This window comes from Paenibacillus sp. J45TS6 (assembly GCF_018403285.1).
Classification (GTDB): Bacteria; Bacillota; Bacilli; order Paenibacillales; family Paenibacillaceae; genus Paenibacillus.
Genome location: NZ_BOSJ01000003.1, coordinates 247,648 through 270,767, shown reverse-complemented (window position 1 = coordinate 270,767; position 23,120 = coordinate 247,648). Strand labels below are relative to the sequence as shown.

General features: G+C 40.3%; 20 protein-coding genes. 8 read left to right on the top strand and 12 right to left on the bottom strand.

All coding sequences use genetic code 11. The features are described from left to right. Nucleotides 1-718: 718 nt before the first annotated feature. The 5 genes from KJS58_RS06385 to KJS58_RS06365 form a co-directional block, all read right to left on the bottom strand. Nucleotides 719-1,027, bottom strand: coding sequence for a tyrosine-type recombinase/integrase (locus KJS58_RS06385; protein ID WP_213531498.1), 309 nt, complete (start codon nt 1,025-1,027; stop codon nt 719-721). 507 nt (nt 1,028-1,534) lie between these two features. Then, nucleotides 1,535-2,254, bottom strand: a complete 720-nt coding sequence (locus KJS58_RS06380; protein ID WP_213531496.1) for a YebC/PmpR family DNA-binding transcriptional regulator — start codon at nt 2,252-2,254, stop codon at nt 1,535-1,537. A gap of 126 nt (nt 2,255-2,380) precedes the next feature. Continuing rightward, the gene (locus KJS58_RS06375) at nt 2,381-3,745 is read right to left on the bottom strand and encodes a DUF4179 domain-containing protein (RefSeq protein WP_213531494.1); all 1,365 of its coding nucleotides are present in this window, start codon (nt 3,743-3,745) and stop codon (nt 2,381-2,383) included. Beyond that, the gene (locus KJS58_RS06370; RefSeq protein ID WP_249716967.1) at nt 3,738-4,319 is read right to left on the bottom strand and encodes a sigma-70 family RNA polymerase sigma factor; all 582 of its coding nucleotides are present in this window, start codon (nt 4,317-4,319) and stop codon (nt 3,738-3,740) included. Before KJS58_RS06370 ends, KJS58_RS06375 begins: the two co-directional genes overlap by 8 nt. Before the next feature lie 136 nt (nt 4,320-4,455). Continuing rightward, nucleotides 4,456-5,829, bottom strand: coding sequence for a DUF4179 domain-containing protein (locus KJS58_RS06365; protein ID WP_213531492.1), 1,374 nt, complete (start codon nt 5,827-5,829; stop codon nt 4,456-4,458). Between the two features lie 103 nt (nt 5,830-5,932). Here KJS58_RS06365 and KJS58_RS06360 point away from each other — a divergent pair, with 103 nt between their 5' ends. Further along, nucleotides 5,933-6,715 carry a DUF4184 family protein gene (locus KJS58_RS06360; RefSeq protein WP_213531491.1) on the top strand — a complete coding sequence of 261 codons (783 nt, stop codon included), beginning with the start codon at nt 5,933-5,935 and terminating at the stop codon, nt 6,713-6,715. Between the two features lie 112 nt (nt 6,716-6,827). Here the strand turns inward: KJS58_RS06360 and abnB are convergent, their stop codons facing one another. Both abnB and KJS58_RS06350 read right to left on the bottom strand, forming a co-directional pair. After that, complete coding sequence (gene abnB / locus KJS58_RS06355; RefSeq protein ID WP_249716965.1) at nt 6,828-9,209, bottom strand: arabinan endo-1,5-alpha-L-arabinosidase AbnB; 2,382 nt, start codon at nt 9,207-9,209, stop codon at nt 6,828-6,830. 316 nt (nt 9,210-9,525) lie between these two features. Then, a complete protein-coding gene (locus tag KJS58_RS06350; protein ID WP_213531489.1) occupies nt 9,526-10,770 on the bottom strand; it encodes a purple acid phosphatase family protein in 1,245 nt (414 codons plus the stop codon). A gap of 285 nt (nt 10,771-11,055) precedes the next feature. Between KJS58_RS06350 and KJS58_RS06345 the strand changes: the two genes are divergently transcribed. The 4 genes from KJS58_RS06345 (at nt 11,056) to KJS58_RS06330 (ending at nt 15,099) form a co-directional block, all read left to right on the top strand. Beyond that, a complete protein-coding gene (locus KJS58_RS06345; protein WP_213531487.1) occupies nt 11,056-11,478 on the top strand; it encodes a hypothetical protein in 423 nt (140 codons plus the stop codon). A 271-nt stretch (nt 11,479-11,749) separates the two neighbouring features. Further along, nucleotides 11,750-12,463 (top strand): polyphosphate polymerase domain-containing protein, encoded by a 714-nt coding sequence (locus tag KJS58_RS06340; protein ID WP_213531804.1) that lies wholly within the window; start codon nt 11,750-11,752, stop codon nt 12,461-12,463. Nucleotide 12,464: 1 nt separating this feature from the next. Next, nucleotides 12,465-13,193 carry a DUF4956 domain-containing protein gene (locus KJS58_RS06335; protein ID WP_213531485.1) on the top strand — a complete coding sequence of 243 codons (729 nt, stop codon included), beginning with the start codon at nt 12,465-12,467 and terminating at the stop codon, nt 13,191-13,193. Nucleotides 13,194-13,212: 19 nt separating this feature from the next. Then, on the top strand, nt 13,213-15,099 hold the full coding sequence (locus tag KJS58_RS06330; protein WP_213531483.1) for a CotH kinase family protein: 1,887 nt from the start codon (nt 13,213-13,215) through the stop codon (nt 15,097-15,099). A gap of 123 nt (nt 15,100-15,222) precedes the next feature. On the opposite strand, the gene KJS58_RS06325 is transcribed toward KJS58_RS06330, so the two are convergent. After that, nucleotides 15,223-16,011 carry a sulfite exporter TauE/SafE family protein gene (locus tag KJS58_RS06325; RefSeq protein WP_213531481.1) on the bottom strand — a complete coding sequence of 263 codons (789 nt, stop codon included), beginning with the start codon at nt 16,009-16,011 and terminating at the stop codon, nt 15,223-15,225. A 446-nt stretch (nt 16,012-16,457) separates the two neighbouring features. Between KJS58_RS06325 and KJS58_RS06320 the strand changes: the two genes are divergently transcribed. Further along, nucleotides 16,458-17,195 (top strand): spermidine synthase, encoded by a 738-nt coding sequence (locus tag KJS58_RS06320; RefSeq protein WP_213531479.1) that lies wholly within the window; start codon nt 16,458-16,460, stop codon nt 17,193-17,195. Between the two features lie 119 nt (nt 17,196-17,314). On the opposite strand, the gene KJS58_RS06315 is transcribed toward KJS58_RS06320, so the two are convergent. The 4 genes from KJS58_RS06315 to KJS58_RS06300 form a co-directional block, all read right to left on the bottom strand. Continuing rightward, complete coding sequence (locus KJS58_RS06315; RefSeq protein WP_213531478.1) at nt 17,315-18,487, bottom strand: copper amine oxidase N-terminal domain-containing protein; 1,173 nt, start codon at nt 18,485-18,487, stop codon at nt 17,315-17,317. Nucleotides 18,488-18,812: 325 nt separating this feature from the next. Further along, nucleotides 18,813-19,277 (bottom strand): GNAT family N-acetyltransferase, encoded by a 465-nt coding sequence (locus KJS58_RS06310; RefSeq protein ID WP_213531476.1) that lies wholly within the window; start codon nt 19,275-19,277, stop codon nt 18,813-18,815. Between the two features lie 155 nt (nt 19,278-19,432). Continuing rightward, nucleotides 19,433-19,639 (bottom strand): hypothetical protein, encoded by a 207-nt coding sequence (locus KJS58_RS06305; protein ID WP_249716963.1) that lies wholly within the window; start codon nt 19,637-19,639, stop codon nt 19,433-19,435. A 136-nt stretch (nt 19,640-19,775) separates the two neighbouring features. Beyond that, complete coding sequence (locus KJS58_RS06300; RefSeq protein ID WP_213531474.1) at nt 19,776-22,382, bottom strand: WG repeat-containing protein; 2,607 nt, start codon at nt 22,380-22,382, stop codon at nt 19,776-19,778. A 135-nt stretch (nt 22,383-22,517) separates the two neighbouring features. On the opposite strand from KJS58_RS06300, the gene KJS58_RS06295 reads away from it, so the two are divergent. Continuing rightward, a complete protein-coding gene (locus KJS58_RS06295) occupies nt 22,518-22,889 on the top strand; it encodes a DUF948 domain-containing protein (RefSeq protein WP_213531472.1) in 372 nt (123 codons plus the stop codon). A gap of 31 nt (nt 22,890-22,920) precedes the next feature. Beyond that, entirely contained in the window at nt 22,921-23,094 is a 174-nt protein-coding gene (locus KJS58_RS06290; protein ID WP_213531470.1) for a hypothetical protein, read from the top strand. Nucleotides 23,095-23,120: the final 26 nt, after the last annotated feature.

Below are 23,120 nucleotides of genomic sequence, written 5' to 3'. Positions count from 1 at the left end.
GGCAGACTGCCGAGGTACAAATGATTCTCAGACTTGCCAAGGATGTTAAGCACTTGAATAGTCACCCATTTGTAATGTTCGAATGGGTGACTCTATATTTACATGTGTAAAAGATTTAATAATTAAGACCGACTCCTTAACTGAGTGTTGACTTCGATACTCTACAGCCGGTTTATACGACTTCTAGGTGAAATCACATTAGCTTTAAATCAAAATATTCTCGAATGGTTATCTACGTTAGGATGTATGTAACAAATCAACTAATGTTTATGAGAGCGCGTTAAAACCTTATAAATCCAAATGATTTAAAGGATTAAACTTATTATTTTGCTCTTTCGAGGCAGTTCCCCATAAAGCCAAGTATTTCTTGCTCATATCCAAGTCAGAGTGCCGTAACATTTTTTGAAGTGAGAACACATCTGCACTCATTCGATGGGCCATTGTATGCCTGAATGTTGAGCTGACAATCTTACATCTTTAAATGCCGTCACTTTTTGTGGTCTTTTTAGCTAATTCTGAATCTGCTCATCTTGGATCGATTGCAGATAGCGATTTGTAATGATTGTTGACTCATGACCTAACAATCTACTAAGGCTATAAATATCTAAACCCAATCTTAATTGTTTCTGACATAATAATGTCTTAGTGTATGACGACTGCAACGAATATGCTCACGGATATTGGATTATTCTACCATTTTGAGATAAAAAAATTTGAATCAGTCATCAGCTTGTCTTTGAAATATGCTTCTTTCACTCTCGTATTTGATGATGTGCTTTTTAAGAAAAGGTGAAATGTACAAATTTCTTTCTTTATTTCCTTTGCCATGTATCTTTATAACACTATCTCTCACATCAAGTGTACCCAGAGTACAAAGCTCCAGATTCCTGATTCCTAAATCTACAAATAACATCAGAATCAACTTGTTTCGTAAACTCAAATAATAATCACCTTTGAATGCACTGATCATTCTCTTCACTTCATCATCATCGAATGTTTGAATAAGAACTTTTTTGGGTTGCTTCAACGACTTTACCCCTATAAAAGGATTTCTTTTCTCAGCAATATAACCTTCTCCACATTGAATTTGAAAATTGAACGAATATTTTTTTGAATCCCATTAGTATACGATTTAGACAATCCTTTTTTCTTCAAGTTCATAAGATACGATTTAATGTGCGATGTACTAACTTCCTCAATTCTGTAACTGCAAATGCGTTACACAAGAATTTCAGGAAAGCTCTATTGTTATTTCGATAGCCTTTAATGGTGCGAACACTGTAATTCTTTATCTCCAGATCAAATAAAAACTCTTTTTAAACATCTTCTAATAACATAAAAACTCACTCCTTGTATAGATATTCAATACAAAAAGTGAGTTTAACAATACGCCATTCTCATTAATTCAGACTCAAAACGTAGATCATTATAAAATCCAACAAGCAAAAAAATGTATATTCTCGCTTATTGAAACAATTGGTGGTTTTAAGAACAACTTTCCGTTTCATGGCTAGAGAAATGGCTAGAGTACACCTTAATCTTCGAACTCGACGTTGTGATACACTTGCTGCACATCTTCCAGATCTTCAAGCACATCGATCAGTTTCTCGAACTGAGCAAGTGCATCGCCTTCTAGAGATACGAAGGTTTGTGGAAGCATTGTAAGCTCGGCTACCGTAAATTCGGAAATACCAGCATTTTTGAAAGCATCTTGTACAGCGTGGAATTGATCTGGTTCAGCATACACGATAACAGAATCATCTTCTTCGATAATGTCACGTACATCAAGATCTGCTTCCATTAGCAGTTCAAGCACGTCATCCGCTGTTTTTCCTTCTACACCGATAACGGCTGTTGAATCAAACATGTAGTTAACGGAACCACTTACACCGAGGTTTCCTCCGTTTTTACTGAAAGTGGAACGTACTTCGGAAGCAGTACGATTCACGTTGTTCGTGAGGGCATCCACAATAACCATGGAACCGTTAGGTCCAAAACCTTCATAACGAAGTTCGTCAAAGTTTTCTTCGGAACCGCCTTTTGCTTTTTCCAGTGCGCGGTCGATGATCGCTTTTGGTACGTTATAAGTTTTGGCACGCTCAAGTACTACTTTCAGTGCACGGTTCGACTCAGGATCAGGTTCACCCTGGCGAGCAACTACATATATTTCACGTCCAAATTTGGCATAGATTCGGCTAGTACTAGCGTCCTTATTTGCCTTTTTCTCTTTGATGTTATTCCATTTACGACCCATAATATATCGCTCTCTTTCACTTAGAATCAGGCTCAATCCTTTCTATTATAGCTTTTATGGAATGAGTTGAAAAGTTTACACGTCACATTTCTTGTAAGCGATACATGAACGACATAAGGACAAATTCTATTTTATTTTAATATTGATATCTGCTTTCGCAAATCCTGGGTATTCCTTCACCTTAAAAGACAAAGGCTGTTTATATTCCCTTTTGGGTATAGAGAACGTCATTTCGTGGCTCTCCGTGCCGGGTCCCGTCCACATTAACAATTTAGCGTCGTTCATTGGATATTCTTTACCCGCAGCATCTGTGAATGTGTTATCTTCATTGAAAAATTGTACATAAGGATTGAAATATGGATATTCCGTCTGGTCATAAATTCCTTCTGTACTGATGCTTACTTGAATTCCGTCTCCTGTTTCCTCTACCTTATCTAAGACAATGTGTGGGTTAGGTGTGTGTATGGTCTCTACCGTCTCTATATTAAATGTAAATACTTGATCTCGTTTATTCAAAAAGAATCCTTTTGCTTCTAAAGTCAACGAGTCCGTTTGACTAAAATAAGGACTTTCAAAGTAATAAGTTCGCTCTCCTGTTGATAAGTCGCCCTGTACGGTCTCCATTCTTCTTTTGTAATCGGTATTATCATTTAATCTTAAATCAACTAGATCATTGATCTGCATTGTATTATTGGGGTCTGCTGTGACATGTACTTTTGCTTGAAGAGGCGTAATCGTTACTTGATCAATGTTCACTTTCTGACCATCTACTTCCATCTGCTTATCGACTGGAATGACCTCTCTCATACCCGCAAAACGTTCTTTATCCACGGTAAATGGAATTTCATAATGATGACCAATCATATTCACTTTCAGAATTAACCGTTCCGGCATCGTTTGACCGTCTAACAATCGAAAATCAAGTTTTTCATAAGTATCAACTGCTTCCTCAATCTCTTTAGGAAGAACGCTTAGTCGTTGCTCGCTAATCTTTTCTCCTTTTCCATTCGTCAATTCAAAAGCCATATAATCATTCGCTTTCCCTTCCCTCACTTCTGGACCCTTCAGAGAATAGAGAATGAGAATCCGGTCTTCATCCGCAAGTATACTTCCCACCGTAAACACGGTATCTTCCGATCTATCTGAGATTCCCACTTCTTGTAGAAAATCATGTTCCCATGCTTTTGCAAATAAGCTGTCATACCGAATGAGATCTACGAATTTATTCAAACCCGGCATGTCCCGAACTGTGGAAGCAAAGGCTGGTGAAACTCTGATACTCGCAACGAATATCATAAAAACACTCATCATAGCTGCGGCTGCTACAAAAATAGATCTCCTTTTTCTCACATCCCTATCCGTTTTCTTTCCTTGTGACAATCCCTTACGGATTGCAAGATCAAGTTCGAAGTCAGATACCATCCGCTGATCATGAAGTTGTTTATTTAGCTCAAAAGTATTCTCCCAATTCTTATCTTGATTTTCAGACATATTTCCTCACCTTCCTGTCCTCAGTCCATGGGCTTTCTTTCACTTCCTGATCCTCTTCTTCCATCATCTCAATTCTCATTTGTTTCAATCCCTTATGAAGCCAGGTTCGGATCGTCCCTTCCGGCTTGTTCATAAGTTCAGCGATATCTGGTATGGTAAGATCACGGTAATATTTCAGTACGATGACCATCCGATATTTCGGCTGCAGCTTTCTAATCCGTTTTTCCATATCTAATTTGTGATCTGAATCTACACTTTGCGGAGCAAGTACTGCATCATATCCCATATGATCCGCAGCCGTAGGCACCTCTCTACGTTTCTTTTTCTGTTCATCCATACATACGCGTATTAAGATTCGAATGACCCATGTTGTAAAATACTCGGGTTGCTTCAGTGATTTCCGTTTTGCCCATACTTTGCTCACCGTTTCTTGGACCACGTCTAGCGCATCCTGCTGATTGAGCATATAAGAATAGGCAATGCCGTATAATTTATGCTTGTCTACACTCATTCGCTCTAAGAATGCTTCTTCATCTCCTTGTTTTGCTTTCACAGCCAGTTCAATTAAATCCACTCAATCCCTCCTCCTTTCCATCCGGTCTGATTTCCTCTATTTGTTAATTAGACTGACGTGCAGCCCATTTGGTTTTTATTCACGCCAAAAATAAAAGAGCCACCAGAACAAGCTGTGACTCTTCCCTATAAATGATCTATTTTGAATCAAGCATAATTTTCACTTTTTCTTTCACAAAACCAGGATACTCCTCGACTTCAAAAGTTAGTGGCTGCTCATAATCTTCTTTGGGGATAGAGTAGTATAATGTTTGTTCTGCCTTTTCTCCATTACTATTGAATCCTGATCTCGAATCATCAAGTATCATAAATTCAGTTCCGGTTGAATCTGTAAAAGCAGTATTGGTACTTAACAGCATGAAATTTCTATATTCTTTCGGAGTAGGTACATCAATGTCTTTGGTCAGAATCGTAATTTCAATCTCTTCATCCTTTACAATGGCTTCCGAGAGGGCTATGTGTTCACTTGGAGCGAGCAGGGTTTCTTTTGTATCGGTATTAATAACTAACTTTTTATTCTTATCTGAAATGTATGCCCCCTCTGACACCAGAAACGCTGGTAAGGAATCGAAGTAATTACTGATAAATCGAGCATTCAAACCTTCTGGAGACATGAGATCACCTGATCCACCTCCACTTGGATAGTGTTTCCCCTCCTCGTTCATTATAGCTAAGGAAATCATCCCGTTTATGTTCCTTGTATTCAGCGAATCTGCTGAGATTCTTACGTAAGCTACAAGAGGAGTAACAACGGCTTCATGTACCGTTAATTTTTGATCCCCAATAGTAAGAGCTTCTTCAAGTTGGTATGTTTTCTTCATATCAACATAACGACTCTGATCATTCGGAATAGTCATACTAAATTTTTTGTCATCGAGTTCAACGTTTAAAATCAATGTATCCGGAGTGGTTCCTCCTTCTGGAGACCATGAGATATCCAACAATCTGGCATCTACCTGCACTTTTTCAGCTTTTTCTTTATCATAGACTGAAAGTGGAGCTGCATGACTAAAACTACTAAGATGATTTTTCTTTCCATCAAGTATTTCATACCTAAGAAAAGAATCTTTCCTGCTTGCTTGATTCGGTGCAGTTAACGTGTACAACATAACCACTTTTTTCTCATCAGCTATGAGGCCATCTACCGTTAATGAATAATCTCCGTCTGTATCTGTCATATGTAAATCTTGCAATAAATCATGTTTCACCGCGTTATAGAGTGTTTGATCTTCTCGTATCAGTTTCAAATAGCCTAATTTCCCTGATAACTTTTCCATTACGATCCTTTCCTCTTCTGATACTCCATTCCTCTCCAGTACGAGAATGGCCAAAAGAAATACAACGGTGAACCCAGTGATATAAAACAATCGTTTTGATAATCTATTTCGAGGTTTCTTTCTGTCCCGAGGTAATTTCTCGGTATCTAATTCCGGAAATTGACTTTTAGAAGAGTCATTCGATACTTTTTTCATCATTTGTGCTACATTTTGTTCTTCCACTTCGTCTTTCATATGTGCTTCCCGCCATTTCTTTAGTTATTGCTAAACCATACACATAGTTAACGTCTAAAAAGCCATAAAGTTAGCTAAATAGAAAAAAGAAAGAGGAACATCCATGCCACTCACCTTTGCTCATCCAGCCGCTGTACTTCCTTTCGTTCGAAACAAAACTTATCTTCATTTTCCCGCGCTTGTTCTTGGGAGTATGGCACCAGACTTCGAGTATTTCCTGCGAGGTAGACCTTCCGGCGAAATCGGCCATACGATAAATGGATTCATGACGCTGAACCTTTTCCTCGTTATCCTAACTTATCTAGTATATCGGTATATTGTATATCCTCCTTTATTCAGCAATCTGCCTTCTGATGTGCAGGAGATCCTCACTTCACCATCGAAGTCAGAACATCCACGGAAGCCAAGGGTGATTCGGGTCCTTGTTTTTGTCTATTCCGCTTGGCTCGGCATGGCAACCCATGTGATCTGGGACTCGTTTACACACCAAGGAGGGTTTATGGTCTTACGGTGGAGTCTATTACAAGAAACCTTATCCATTTCCACGTATGACCTTCCCGTTTATAAAATATTGCAACATGGCAGTACTTTGTTTGGTCTAACCATTATATTTCTCTTCTCTCTAAGCCGTTTATGGAAGCATCGAAACGAAGTGCCGATCTCTGCCTATACCTTGGATTTCAATTCAAGGAAGTGGAGGTACTGGTTATCTCTGGGGGTTCTGATAATCGTTATATTCGTGCTATGGATGGTGATAGATCCGTTATCCTTATCTGAATATGGAGTCCTTGTCGTGCGAGTGATTGACTCCGTCATTCTCGGTTTTCTGTTCGTATCACTTGTTTATCTTTTCTCGGAAGCTTTCTCATTTCGAAAGAGACAATAAAGCAAATCAATTTGATTCAAACACATGAAAAATAAAGAAAAAAGCCGTAAGACAGATGGATCTGAGAGAACCAGTCCATGAATCTTACGGCTTTCTATTGTGCTCTTGTATATTATTTTGATATAAGATCCTGAATTTCTTCCTTGCTCAATGCTTGATTATAGATGCTAACCTCATCTAGACTTCCGTTGAAGTAGGGATCAGCTGCAAATCTGCTTTTACCCAGGTAAGATTCGTTAGCAAGCAAGTCTTTCGGGTTATACGTCATTTCTTTATTCGTAGCAACTGGCTGTCCATTCACGTACAAGATACCGGTATTCCCCTCAAGCGTTACGGCTACATGCGTCCATTCGTTCTGAGGAAGTTTCGCATGCGACAGCAAACTTTGATCAACTCCGTTATGAATCGTGAACTGTAGTACGCCTGTATGCTGAGAAGGAGTCAGGAACATATGTTTCCCAAGCCCATTTCCAAAATCAAAGATACGCTGCCAGTCTCCTCCACCATTCCATTTCACCCATGCAGCAAATGTGAAATCTTGAGCATCGGTAACGAGTCCTGGTACCTGCACATAACCATCTTTCCCGTTAAACTGAAGGGCAGCTCCTTTTTTACCTGAAGTTAGTTGCGTCGCGCCCCCTTGAAGCACTCCGTTTAGTCCATTTACAGATTGATCACTTACTTTCGTTCCTTGTACATCGTCAAAATTATAATTCGCAATGACGGGCCCTGTAAGTTCGGGCAGAACGGTCACGTTGAACGTTTTTGTACCTACGACTTTTCCTTTTTGTATCTTTGCAACAAGTTGAACCGTAGCTTGCCCCTTACCAGCTGCAGGTCTTTTCACTATCCCTGTATTAGAAACAATTTCTTTATTAGACGAAGTCCAGCTGATTGTGCTGTCTTCACTAGCTTTAATGGGTAACACAAGATTTTGGTATACGGCGGTCGTATCGCCGATCGATAGATCTTTTTTCACAGCAGCTACGACATCTTTATCTTTCCGTTCTTCCGCACGGCTACCCCATAGAGCAATCCCTTGATTCGAAAGTGCAGTAAACGTCATAACCGTCTGTTCTTTGGATGAATCCCACTCTCTGGAGAAGACGCCTTTATACTGTGAACCATCTACATTCACTACCGCCTCCCCATTTTTCCCAAGACTCCAGGTACCCTTTACATCACCCGTAATCTTACCTTTCTTGTCAAACACCGCTTTTAACGGAGTTTTGATCGTATTCGTTATCTCTTTACCATGATTGATGATTTGGTAGGTGCCCTGAACATCATTTGCATTGATATTTTTCTTGAATTCTTGATCCGTATAACGATAAGGTGCTACCACAGGCCAGCCGTCTGCATTCATATACATCTCATGTACACGAATTTCATGTCCCTCGCCTTGGTTCGGGAAACGACTATGGAAGATTAAAAATGATTTCCCTGTCTTTTCATCGTAATAAGCAGAGTTATGACCCGGAGATACATAACCTAAACCGGAACCTGATCCAGGGTCACCAATTTCTCTTGTGAACTGAAAGTTCCCCATTAGTTTCACGCCGAAAGGCTCAATGGAACGATCATCAAAGAGCGGCAGAGATGGATCTGCTTTGACCTGAGTCATATCATTGCCTTCTGCATCAAGGTAAGGACCATCCGGGTTCTTGGAACGAACAACTCTCATATTATATCCGCCAACAGAGTCAAGTCCGCCATAAGATAAGTACATGTAATAATAATCGGTCTCTGGATGATACAAAATATAAGGACCTTCAATACGGCTGTGATTACCGCCAATTAATTTCTCGCCATATCCTTGATCAGGCAAGATCTTGCCTGTCTTTGGATCCATTTCAAGAATGAAAATTCCACCCGAATAGGATCCGTATACCATCCACAGCTTCCCATTCTTATCGTAGAATACATCAGGATCGACTACATTTGGATGCTTTGTAGCATCATAAATCGTGCCATCTTCTGAGATCTCATCCCACATACCTGACTTCAGCAGAATACCTTCGTCCTTATAAGGACCTTCGATATTGTCCGCTACAGCTACGCCGAGCGCAGATCTAGGAGAATCTCCTTTACAAGCATTGTAGTACATATAAAAACGTCCATCTTCGAGTTGAATGACATCCGCTGCCCAAAGCGTATCACTCTGTGCCCAGGCGAGAGCTTCTTTGAGTTCTTCCGTAACATTCGGAATGAGCTTATTACCGTCTCTTACTCCCGAATCAATCAAGTTCCAACTCATCAGATCTGTAGATTTTGCAGCGGCAAGGTGGGAACCAAATACATAAAACGTGTTGTCTACTTTAATCAAGGACGGATCATGAACAGAAGCTTCTTGAAAAACTGGACTTGTCTGCTCATTCGCCCCCTTCGCTTCACTAACAGAAATCGCTCCTGTAGAACCAAAGACGCTAAACAAAACTGTCAAGGTTGTCGTGAGCAGTGCTGCTTTCTTACTTCGCTTGAATAATGGATACAACGTTACCCTCTCCTTTTCATGTACAAATAGGGGAATACACTTCGCAGATGAAACGCTTACAGAATTGATATGCTTAATAATTATGTAAATCTATTTAGCTGTTTGTTAAATAATAGCACTCATGATGTATTCTTTCAATATAAAAATGGAAACCCTTACAAATTATATATTCTTCTTTTCATCAAGAAAACAAGAGATGTATGGTCCGTTTATATTCATCTATTTTTAAACTTAAAAAAACAGCTGTTTCGAAACAATCGGCAGTAATAATACACAGAATCGTTTCGAAAACAGCTGTTATTTAAATTAAAAGTTACTACTCTTCATGTTCAATACTAAACACATCTAACAGTTTGCCATCCACATCATAAGCCTGATACGTCAGAGTATTACCTCGAATCGTGATTCCTGCAAACATTTGTTTGTTATTCTGGAAATGAATTTTGTGGTAGAATTGGTCCTCTTTTTTCTCATTGAATTTAGGACCGCTTGCATTTGCAACCACATATACGGTTCCTTCGTGATTACGAACCAAATCCGATCCATCTCCCGTAATTTCTCCGTCCTTAAGCGGATAAGATCTCGAATACTCATGATTGTGGCCTTGCAGAACTAAATCCACCTCATATTTATCAAAAATTTCCGCCCAGTCCTGGATTTTCTTATACGTGTTTCCACCATATACTGGACGATGCATCGCTACAATTTTCCACTCTTTATCTGTACTTGCCAAATCTTCTTTCAGCCATTCTGTTTGTTGCTTGATACTCCCTTCGGTATTGAGTACAGCGATATGTGCACTGCCATAATCAAAGGAGTAGTTGGTTTCAGATCCCGTTAATTTAGATGCACCGTTATCTGGCGTATGGAAGTAAGAAGCAAATCGCTCAAACTTATCATCCATCACATCGTTATTACCGATGACAGGCACGATGGGGATCCGGCTAATCCAGGAAGTGCTTTTTTCCAGAAAATAGTTCCACGCATCATCCGAACCTGAATCTTCCACAAAGTCTCCCGCATGAACGACAAACGAAGCACCTGGAAACGTCTCAAAGGCTTTATTCATTGTATTTTTCCAAAGTTCAAAATCACTTTGCGTCTCACCTTGCGAATCCGTAGCATAAATAAAGGAGAAATCCTCTTCTTCTGGAGCAGTTTCAAAAGTAAGTACATCGCTCCATCCTTTCTCTGATCCGTCTCCTACACGGTATTGATATACGGTTCCCGGTGTTAGCCCGGTTGCCTCTACTTTATGAACTCCGACCGTTGCCCCGTTATCCAGCACAAGTGATGTCGTTGTTCCTTCGAAATTCAAGATTTGATCCCCTTCAAAAGAGGTGTCCTCCCCTTGTACAATCTGAAGTTTTGCAGACAAGTTCGGATTATCCGTTTGCCAAGTAAACGCACGACTCGTCGTAGAATCTTCGCTTATCGTACTTATTACGACCGGGTTTGCTTTCGTAGCTGAATCCCCTTTGGAGTACCACTGCATACCTAGCACAGCCGCAACAATGACTACAGCAAATATGATAATCCACATTGTATCCTTTCGGTTCATCTCCTTCCTCCATTCCATAACGTAACTTAAAGTCTGAGGTGGTAACTGCAGCTGTTTGCTAAGATACACCCGAATGAAACTAGAAGTCAAACGAACATTTTCTAAATTCGTTACGTCGTTTTATGGGTACGATGTTAAATTCATCCGTTTTTAAGGATCCGTTCAAATTCAGTTCACAATCTTTTATTATACTTTCATTTATTTTGCTTAGTTTGAAGCGGCAATTCACCTTGAAGAAGGGATCTGCCGAAGTTTTAAAGTATAAAAATAAGGTGGTGCTCTTTTGTGAAAAACAAATATTCTATTCTCCTTCTATACTTTTGCTCCATCTGTCTGATTCTGGTCCTTTGTCTATTCGGCAGTTCGTCCTCTTCATTCGTTGCTGCAGCGGCTGTTCCCACTCCTACTTCTGAGAATGCAAACACCCCTGAACAGACCATGCCGTCTGTCACTCCAGATGGTGCCCAAGGGAACCAGGTACCCGGTCAAGATCGAGCATTCGGTGGAGAATTTCCTGGAGGAGGTGCTGAAAGAGGCATGGGATTTCCACCCGGTGGTGGAGGAGAAGGTTTTCCTTCCTTTAATCAACAAAATCAACAAAATACACAGCAAGGATCCATGACCGATTTCATATCTTCTGTAGTATCTATCCTCTTCCTTCTATTAGCTTCCGCATTTGTACATCTATATAAACGGAAACGTTTTTAATCTACATAATCTAAAATCTGTGAGACTGTCTGCCCTTGTGGTCGGCCGTCTTTTTTTATGTGCTTCATTTGACAATCATTAACTTTGTTCGTTCTTTTTGTAATCAGAATGTAAAATTCATCTATTTTTAAGGTTCAGTTCAAATACAGTTCACACAGTCCAAGTAAGATGGGTTCAAGCCGAAAACAATCAGATTCCAGTTAGCAGAGTAACTTGTGGAATCTACCCTAGAAAGAGAGGTGTAATTATGCTCACCCCAGCTCATGTGCAGCTGAGTAAACCTGTAAAGTACCGCAATGAACTTAAGTTTCTTATCAACCAGCATCAGTATACGATTCTGCGGCAAAGACTTAGAAACATTGTAAAGTACGATGAGAATGTAGGAGATACCGGAGAGTATCACATTCGAAGTTTGTACTTTGATGATATGGACAACCGTGCTCTTCACGAAAAACTGGGCGGTGTCCGCGATCGGGCTAAATACCGGATTCGAATCTACAATGTGGAAGACAAGGTCATTCATTTTGAGAAGAAAGTTAAAAAAGGGGATCTCATCGCAAAACAAAAAGTATCCCTGACAAGAGAAATGTATGAATCCATTGTTGCTGGTGATTACGAAGTACTGAATGTTCCTGAAAATCCGCTGATGTACGAAATTTATCATGAAATGCGGGACCGGATGTTACGTCCCAAAGTCATTGTTGATTATGTAAGAGAGCCCTTTGTTTGTCACCATGGCAATGTGAGGATTACGTTTGATAAGGACCTTCGAACCGGCCTTCACTCTCTTGATATGTTCAACAAAGATTTACATCCTGTAAGGGCAATCGACGAAAATCTGATGATTCTGGAAGTGAAATTTGATGAGTACATTCCGGAATACATACGGATTGCATTACAGCTTGAAGGATTAAACCGGCAATCGGCTTCAAAATATGTCATTTGCCGTAAATTTCTAAAGTATAACACTTGGGAGGATTATTAAGATGTCAGCAACAGTTTCTACGACGGCAGCAGCGACACAAGCTACTACCGACACTACGAATTTTACAGATATTATTAAAAAATCGGTGATGGAAAACTTCACATCCGATATTAGTATTTCCGAAATTATTATCAGTTTAGCGGTCGCTTTTCTGATTGGTCTCTTCATTTTCACACTTTATAAGCGTGTATTCAGTGGAGTGCTTTACTCCAAAAGCTTTAATGTTTCTCTGATTGGGATGACGATGGTAACTGCGATGGTCATCATTGCGATCAACTCCAACCTCGTATTGTCTCTTGGTATGGTTGGTGCGCTGTCCATCGTTCGTTTTAGAACACCGATTAAAGACCCGACAGATCTGATTTTCTTGTTCTGGGCTGCGGCAGCGGGGATTGTCTCCGGTGCAGGATTCTATACACTTGCAGCACTCGGTTCCGCTATTATCGGTCTCATTCTCTTCTTCTTTATTAAACGGACATCTCTTGATACTCCTTACCTTCTTGTCGTGAACTGCGAAAGCGATGCTACGGAAAAACTAATTCACGAACAACTGGGCAGCATCGTAAAACGTTACAATGTAAAACAAAAAACGGTGACTGCAGGCAATATTGAAGTAACCTTCGAAGTTCGTTTGAAAGATAGCGAAGGCAGCTTTGTTAACGAACTTACTGGAATTCAAGGTGTTAAAAATGCGGTACTTATCAGCTATAACGGTGATTATGTATCCTAAAGATAAGGTGGTGCTCTAGATGAAGAACAAATGTACTAGTCTTCTTCTATGCTTCTGCTCCATCTGTCTGATTCTGGCGGGCTGTCAATTTGGCAGCTCGTCCTCTTCCACGGATTCATCAGGAACCGCTGTATCCAAGGAAACACAGAAAATAGAAGAAACGGTTTTTCCAAAAGACAAAGTTGTCGACGTAAAAATAACGATCGACGAAGATCAATTTCAAGACATGCTGGACAACGCAAGCGCGGAAGAATATAAACCTGCAAGCGTGGAATATAACGGAATTAAACTCGATAACGTTGGTATTCGCACGAAGGGGAATTTAAGTCTTCGCTCTGTTGTTCAAATGGAAGACTCGAATCGCTACAGCTTCAAGCTTTCCTTTGATGAATATGTGAATCAGACACTCGAAGGCATTAGCAAAATCAACTTAAACAATAACTATAGTGATGCGACCAGCATGCGAGAATTTTTGACCTATGAATTAGCAGAATTGATGGGTCTTCCTACCCCTGAATATTCTTTCGTTAACATCTACATTAATGATGAATTATGGGGATTTTATCTTGCTGTTGAACAGATCGATGAATCTTATCTGGAGCGGAACTTCGGTACCTCCTATGGCTCACTATACAAAGGTGTAATGACCGGTCAAGGTAGCGATTTAACTTGGCTCGGTGATGATCCGGATCTCTATACCGGTCTTGAAGTGAAGTCTGAAAAATCAGATGGCGATGCACTTATCGCTATGCTGAATGAACTCAATAATGGATCAGACTACGAGAAGTATATCGATATAGAGGATGCATTAGGATATATTGCCCTGAACGTTCTGACGAATAACACAGATAGTTATCTTGGGTCGAATAAACAAAACTATTATCTGTATGAAGAAGATGGAGTCTTCTCTATACTTCCTTGGGATTACAATATGGCTTTTGGGGGCCTCGGAAGAAGCAGTCTGTATATCGATGAGCCAACGCAAGGAGCTTTGGATGAACGTCCACTCATTGCAAAACTGCTTGCTGTAGATGAGTATAAAGAGCAGTATCATCAGATCCTTTCAGAAGCGATTGGTGGATACCTTGCTAATGATACTTTTACTGCACGAGTGCAAGAAGTCAAATCCATGATTGCGGAATATGTAAAAGCAGACCCGAACGCATTTTATACCTATGATGAATTTGAAAAAGGAGTTACGAGCCTGATCTCCACCAATGCATCGCAAGTCAAAGATATTTCTGAACAGCTCGATGGTACCTCTCCTTCTGCCGGCGATGGCTCTGGAAGCGGCGGTGGCATGGGCGGCGGAGGCAGAGGCGGAGGTATGGGCAGAGGCGATGCAGAAGGTGTTGCTCCTAGTAACGCTGCTACCGGTGGTAATACAGGCGGTGCAACTGCTGATGATGAAACAACAGCGGATGGTGCTTCATTTAGCAAACAGAATGCGAATGCGCAAACAGCACCTGATCATACGGCTGCTAATACCGCAAACAACGTTGTTCAGAATGATACCCAAAATGACGCTGCAACGGATCAATCTAATACAGCAAACCAGCCTCCTGCTGGAGAAGTTCCATCAGACATAGCTAGCCAAAATAGTGAGCAGAGTAATACTACTCCTACTGATGGAGCTCAGCCAGACGCACAGGTTGAAGAAGGGAATGGCGTCACACCTCCTGATGGCTTCGGTGGCGGTATGGGTGAAGCACCAGATGGTTTTGGCGGCGGTATGGAACGTCCTGAAGGCGGCATGATGGGAGGTGGTGGATTCCCTGGTGGTGGAGGAAATCAACAAAATGTGCAGCAAGGGACTACACAAGACTTAATTGCGGTTGCCGTATCTCTGATTATTGTCATACTCGCTTGTCTTTTCGTCACTTTCTACAAACGTAAACGACTTTAATAGTAAAAACGCCAAGCTACATTACGATTTTAACGTGAAATATTACCGTGAAAATGAAATGACAACAACTCCAAAAAAGACTGTTCACCTTTCGGTGAGCAGTCTTTTTTGTAAGTTTAACGATTATAAAACAGACGACCATACCTTTACCGCCGTTATGGTAATCAAAAGGACAAGGGCATATCTTAAATACTTCACATCCATTTTTGAACCTACCAAAGAACCGACAGGAGACCCTGCGATACTCCCAATAACCGTGAAAAGAATCGGAAGAATCGGAAAATCTCCCCCGCCTATTTTACCGATCACTCCGCCAATTGCCGAGACAAAGACGATCGATAAAGAAGTCGCAATCGTAATTCGGACCGGTATTCGAAACACTTTCATCATAATGGGAATAAGAATAAACCCTCCCCCAGCTCCAACAATACCTGAAACTACCCCTACAACAAAAGCAAGCGAACTCGCCAAAAATCGGTGGAAAGTAATTTCCTCTACCTTTTGCATCTCTTCTTTGCCTCTTGCAGGGAATAACATAAGAATTACGGCAAGCACCGCAAGGATTCCATAGATGATGTTAATCGTTTGCTCCTCGAAGCGCGAAGACCACAATCCTCCTAGCAGACTTCCTATTAATATACTGGTGCCCATCCAAGCAGCGAGTGAGTAATGAATTAACCTCGTTTTTGTTTTTCGAGATTGCAGTCCATACCCAATGATTCCAGAAAGGGATGAGAAAAACACCTGGAATATACTAATAGCAGCTACTTCATGGGCTGTAAATTCGCCCATCCCAAGAAGCGGCGGGATAAATAAAAGAAGCGGATAATTGATGATGGCACCGCCGATTCCCAGCAAACCTGAAAAAAACGAACCGATGAATCCGAGCAGGATCATAAGCAGTAAAAACATAAGATGTTCCCTCCTCTCGCTCACAACACAATTAATTAATTTGCCCAACACACATGACTATACAAACTTGAAAAGGCAAGTTATAATAATCCCAACTAAATAAATAGGAATAAAGGTGATATTTATGACCGGTTTGAACCGTCTCTTTCGCCAGCATTGCCCCAAATGCAAGCAACCTTTATCCAGCAAATTAACCATACTGCATGTAACCAAATCTTGTGCGGAATGCGAATATAAAGAAGAATTCTATCCTGCTCTAGGAATACGAGTTACGTACGAAGAACCTTCTTCTTATTCTGCGGATTGCAACAAAAATAAGCGGAAATAAACTTTATCTTTTCTTCCTTTGCTATTCCATCCTCCATTATGACATAAAACTGTATTTTCTTGTACAGAAGTTGGTATAGTGAGATAAGAAGATGGCTATAGATAAAGGAGTTTTAGACATGACACAGTACTTACACCAAGAAACGGAACCTAGACCCATTTACGTCTATGATACTTCTGAAGTTTACGGAGAAAAAGGAAGATTTCGTGTGCTTGAATTCGGTAATGATGCAATTCAGGGAATCCTTGATCTAAATCAGCCGGAGCGAATCTTGTTTGAATATCCTAGAGCGATTCTGCATTTAATGGAAGTCAACAATCCCTCTTACGAAGATGTATTTTTGATTGGACATGGAATCGGCACCTTATCCTCTGCTTTGCGTGACAAATATGTAGTCATTTCAGAAATTGACCAGAAAGTATCAGACGTAAGTAAAGAATACTTTGGCTACAATGGCCCCCCCGTTCTCATTGAGGATGGATATACATTACTAAAACAGATGACGAGTGGCCGTTTTGATTATATCGTTGTGGATGCTTTCCATGAAGGTGGTATTCCTGAGCAACTGACAACGATGGATTTTTTTGAAACGGCTTGCGATAAACTAACTGAGGATGGAACCCTTTTGATGAACATTATTGGTAGAGGACCTCAGGATCCTTACGTGCAGTCCTTTTACCGGTCTCTTTCCTCTCTTTTTCCTGTAGTTGATCTTTTTTCTCTATATGCGGGAGGTTTAGGAAGATCGAAGAATATGATCATTGCTGCTGGTTATCATCCTTTGCGGTATCAAAAAAAATCGATGGCTCATTTTCGTAAAATCACCTCAAATATCCTGACGATAGGGATCGATTAAGAGATATAACTACTATACGAGTATACGAGCAAACAAACCGCCGCGTCTTCTCACGCCGGTTTGTTTGTTTTGTTTTATACTGACAAAAAGCAAAATCAAAAGAAACGCACATTCCCTTGTTAGATCTGACTTAAATCAAGAGTATACGTATTTACCATGTTGTTCGATTTGTTTTTATAATGAAAAGTCATAACTCCATCAATGATACTGTTAAAAAAGATAATATGATCCCGCACCATTTCATTATTTCGATCAAATCCTGCCTGTTCTAAATACTCTCTTTCACTTTCGGGAAGCGTGATGAGTTCATGAACGTATGCCGCATTATCAGACTGTACATTATAAACAATAAGATGTTGCGATGCATACTCCCGTAAGATTAGCATGCGCTGATTATAATGCTCTACCATGTAGATTTCATCTTTTTGCATAATGTCTGTTAGGTTATATAAGGCAATTACTTTACCATTCTTATCTAAGAATCTTGCCTGCTTCCCGTTGGTCAACAGCACATTTCCATGTGACTTATGAAGTGTTGTATCCTCGTAATATCCTTGGAATGAGAAGCTGTCTTCATCAAGCACTTTTCCATTTTTAACGAGTACTTGTCCTGTATTTCTACTGGTACCTGCCATGCCAAAACTTTCTTCCATCCGTAAATAATACGTACCTGCTGCGATCTTCTCCACTTCAAACTCCCTCATCGTTTTAAACCTCTTACTGACCTGACCTATTTTTGTTCCTATCTGATTAGTTTTAGCCTGGAATAACTCTCCTGTAGTGAGTTTGATCCAATAGGTCATTTGATCTGCTGTCCCCTTCGCATAGGTTCTAGGGATAAGAATCGTCTTTAGAGTACGATCCCAGGTCACTTTCTGTTTGACCGAGGAGGCAACAAACTGTAATGGAACATAAATTTTACCTTTTTCCATTTGAAGAGGTACATCAAGCAGCACTTTTTTCTTATCTACGTATGCTGTTTTGCTTCCATGTGTCAGCTTAATTTCCTTATTCACACCATATAAAGTAGCTGACTTCGTCTTCTGGTTCCATGAAACATTCAGACTTAGATAATCACTAATCTCTCGAATAGGCAGCAAAATCCGGCCTTGCTGTATAATGATCGGGTCCTCAAGTTTTGAATATTGATCTGCTGTCTCTACTCCTGCCTGGACATAAACTTTTGAACTCTTGGCATCAGCAACGTTCACATGTGAGAAAAATACTCCTGCCATCAGCATACTGGTGAACAGCAATACGACGTTCCCTATCCTTTTCTTCAATATAGACATACGATTCCTCCTGTTAGCGAGTTCCCTCATGTTAATTACGTCCACCTATACAGTGTAATAAACACAAGTTGAATCCATTCCATAACTTATGTAATCGATTCTTATATAACTAATTACTATCAATTAAGGTAAAATGAAACATTTTTTAGATATAAATTATATCTACTAACTCTCTTAACACGTATACTCGTACGAATATAAATCGAATATAAACATGCTGTATTCGTTTGCAAAAAACGAAAAAAGCCTGATTTCTCAGGCTTGCTTTAGATTTCTCCGTCTTTCATTGTAATTTTAGTATTGTAATTCTTTTATTTTCATTTCGTCATTTCATTGTCAGTTGCTTCGTCATAAACACACTGTATGGATCTTCTACATAATCGGCAAAAGGTTCGCAATACTCGAACCCTATTTTTATGTACAAACTTATTGCCGGCTTAAAGCTATCTAACGTACCTGTCTCCAGGCTGACCTGATGGTAACCTCTTCTTTGTGCTTCTTCTAACATATGTTCAAGGATTCGCTTCGCGACTCCCTTTCGGGTATGCAGGGGAGCGGTGCGCATCGATTTAATCTCTCCGTGCGTGGGATCAAGTTCTTTCATTGCCCCGCAGCCAAGCAGTTCATTATCTTCCCATGCCGTCCAAAAGGTAATCTCTGGTTGTTTCAATCGCTCCAAATCCAGCGCATGCATACTATCTTCGGGAGACTGTGACAACATTTCTTTATAATGTTCCTCAATTAACGTAATGATCTCTGGCCCGGTTAGATCATCGATTCTGATGTCCATGATGTTTACGCTCCTATTCATATTGTATTCATCCGAGTTTTCCTAGTATCTTCTATATTCTAGAAGAGGAAGATGATTATATATTATACGGATTAGCGTTTTCACGTCTACGTGTATGTAAGATCTATTTATCGTAGTAAACAATTTTATAAGAATTAGAAACTCATAATACCGGCATACGAATAGATAATAAACAGAAGAGGAGCAATTACAACAAGAACAAGCCCTCCAAACATCAGTTTCACATATCTTGTTCTGTCTATTCCTGCACGAAGTTCCCATATCGCCAGCGTAATATAATACAAGCCCAGCATCACCAGCATAAGAGGTACAATAATTAACAGCATAAATCCAGCAACCATAATATCCCCTCCTTTTGTTAAGACACTATTTTTCTTTCATAGGTTAACGCCATGAATTCATTTAAAGCTAAGATGAAATAAGAAGAAAAAGCTCTCCTGCTAGTCAGGAAAGCTTTTAACTAACGTCTTTATTTTATCAAATCTGGAACGATTTCCAAAACTCACCCTCTTTATAGATCAGTTCCTTGATCTCATCAAAGGGAATCGTAAATGTAGGAAAACCTGCAGCATAGGGTCCAATTTCATAAGGAGCGAAATATAAATGAAGAGCATGGTCAGATACATAGAACGGCTGATTGGGTTTAATCCCTTGATAACTCTCGGAAAATACATAGGAATACGCAGGATCATCTGTGATGATCTTTCTAATCCGTTTACTCAGTTCTTTCACGTAATCCGCACCCGCTTTAAACAAATCTCTCAACATAAATATACGACCGGTTACAAGATGAATCAGCGCGTGTATTTTTGTTGGTAAGCCATGGGCCGCTCCTATGGTATAGTGATAACCGTTTAGTTCAATGACAACAAGATCTTTTTTATAATAAATAACATCATAATCCCCTGTGAAAGTCTCTTCTTTCTCCTTATTTAGAGGGACCTTATTTACTTCAGCCAGCTGCTTCATTCGGATATTCACTCTTTGTTCGCTAATTACATCAGGCATTCCTTCTATTACTGGATAATAAACGAGGTAATTTTGATTTGGCTTATATTTCTCTTCCTTAACTCGGTATGTTCCATTAAGCGAAATCATCTTATTCGGCTCCCAGATGACATCTCCCGCACGGTTCATATAGAATAGCCTTTGATCAATGAACGCTTGGATCACATCGTCTTCTTTGACGGTTAATGTGCCCCTTCCTTCGATATGTGGATACCCTGGAGCGGGATTTCCACTTTGGTCTATAAAATAGGTCTGTTCATGATTATTCACAGAAGCAAGACCATCTATAAACTCGGATACATCAAAGAATGAAAAATCAGTCAGCAGTGCACCCGATCGATCGGCTATTGCGTAAAGCGGTAAACCTAACGGATGTTTTGCATCTGTTGTTCTTCCAACAGCCCAGCGATCTTCTCCTAGATCACGAATATCATGATATTCCGCAGGAATCATGTACACTCCTTGCTTATCGATCACTCCATAGCCTGGCTTATAGTCCTCTGAAGTGTTTACGATAGCCTGCCCCTGATGAAATGCGGTCGCCCCTGTAAACGAAGGAGGAATCATCGCAGTTCCTCTCTCATCCATATATCCATATGTTCCACTTGCTGTCTCCTTAAATACAAGGAACCCATCACTATAGTTTCCTACATAATAATAGGGATATGTAGCCAGCCTCTCTCCTATTTCGTTAATTAACGCATACTCATATTCCTTGATTTTCACAATCGCTTTCTGCTGATCATAGTCGCTTGCTTCTTCATATTGTGCAGGAATGACTTCGTTCCCCTCGGAATCAAGATATCCATACTGTATAACACTACTTCCTGAGCTATTTGTTGTCTCCGTAGAATAAATAGACCGATTCCCAGCCGATTTAGAGATAAAAGGATAGGTTTGCTCTGTAACTTTCTTCCCCTCTTCGTTCAACATAGCGAAATGATACTCATCCACAGTTACGATTGCCCGTTGCTCTACGTAAGGCGATATCGATGTATAGATAGGCTCTACTAGATACTCGCCTGAGAGCTCAACCAACCCATATTTCCGTTTTTGAGCTACAACAGCAAGTCCATTTTTCTGAAAATCCCTTGCTTCGCTATATTGTAGAGGAATTACAGATTCTCCCTCTGCATTTATATATCCCCACTTCGTACCATCGGTCGTTTTCTCCGCTATGAGGAATAGGGATGTTCCTCGTTTATTCATAGTAGATATTGCCGTTTGTTCCATGATCTGTTCTTCCATGATTCGTTCTTCTATAATCTGTTCTTCCGTGATCTGTTTTTCCGTAATCTGCCCACCCATATGTTTGTAAATATTTTCAATCTTTGATTGTAACTGCTGAATCTCTTTACGAGAAGGATAAGGATTTTGGAACAACAGATTCTTATGAATCGATTGCAGCGCAGCGGGCAGCATTCCCGCACGGTACTGAGCGTCCGCCAGGTAATACCAATACAAAGGATAATTCGGATGTTCTTCCGTTTTTCGCTCGTAATATCGAACCACATTCACAAAATAATAGGGATAGACATCCCATGCAGGCACGAACTTTCCTTCCCTGAAGTGGAGTACTTCTACACGGTAAGCCTCCCCCGTATCATGTATCCAAAGTGCAATGTCACTCGTCTGATTCCCACCGGATATTCCGGGTATGTTTATTATTTCAATGGAACTATAAGATAAATCTTCCGGCGCTGCATCGATGAACTTTCCATCTTCCCATTTATAGATCGACAGTTTAGAGCGAACGGCTCCGATCTGCCAGCCAATCAGTAAACTCTTCCTATCGTTATGTAAGATAGGTCCACTGGTCAATAGCGTAAGACCATACCCGTGGCCTTTTATTCTCGCAGCGACCTTCCATTCCTGATCAGTAAAAACAAGCACCATCAGATATAACTCTTCATTTACCTTGTAAACGACAGAAATCTCAGGAATTTCATCTCCTGTTAGATCCCCTATATAAATTGCCTGATGAGGCAATGGTCCTTCTATGTTTATGACCGTTGCCGTACTAGGCAGATGGGACAAGACAAGCTGAGTTAGCTGGGCTTCCTGATGCTTAGACATAAATGTCAGGCCTCCTTTTTACAACAGTATCCATCCTCATCGTATTGTTATAAAAAGATAAATATACCGTTCTTTCTTTTAAATTTGGAATAACCTAATGTGGACGACATATATTTACGTGAAGGAGGCTTGAAGATGATTATATCGATCAGCGTTGCTGCAAGTGCTATTGCTTTTATTGTTTTAGTCTATTATGTAGTACGCGTTCTGGTGAAAGGGATGAGCACGCTTAGTGAAACGAACAAAACATTATCCGAAGTCAGAAATGCGATTCATGGGCTGACTCAGGAATCAACCAAACTCATACAAACAGCCAATGTCATTACCTCCGATGTAAAGGGTAAAATCCGCTCCGTCGAGCCAATCTTTAACTCTGCCGGGGATGTGGGTGAAGCCATTCACAGCGTGACGAAAACGGTCAAGCAAGCTTCAGAGGCGATTGGTGATGTCATTCACCCGGCAGCAGAACAAGATACGAAGAAGCCAGTTAAAATCAAATTCAAGTAGTATTTTAAACGGTACAGAAAAGGGGTGAATCATGCCAACGATCCTGGTTCAACTCGCTTATCTTGTTATTTTCATTTGGTCGGTTGTAATGATTGTTCAAGACATTCAGCTTTCCCGAAAATCCTGGCTGAATATTTTGCTGCATATTGCCGTAGCCATCGTATCGCTTCATTGGTTTTTACAATCGATCGGATATCGATTATAAATGCTTTCATATAAATAAGAGGAACC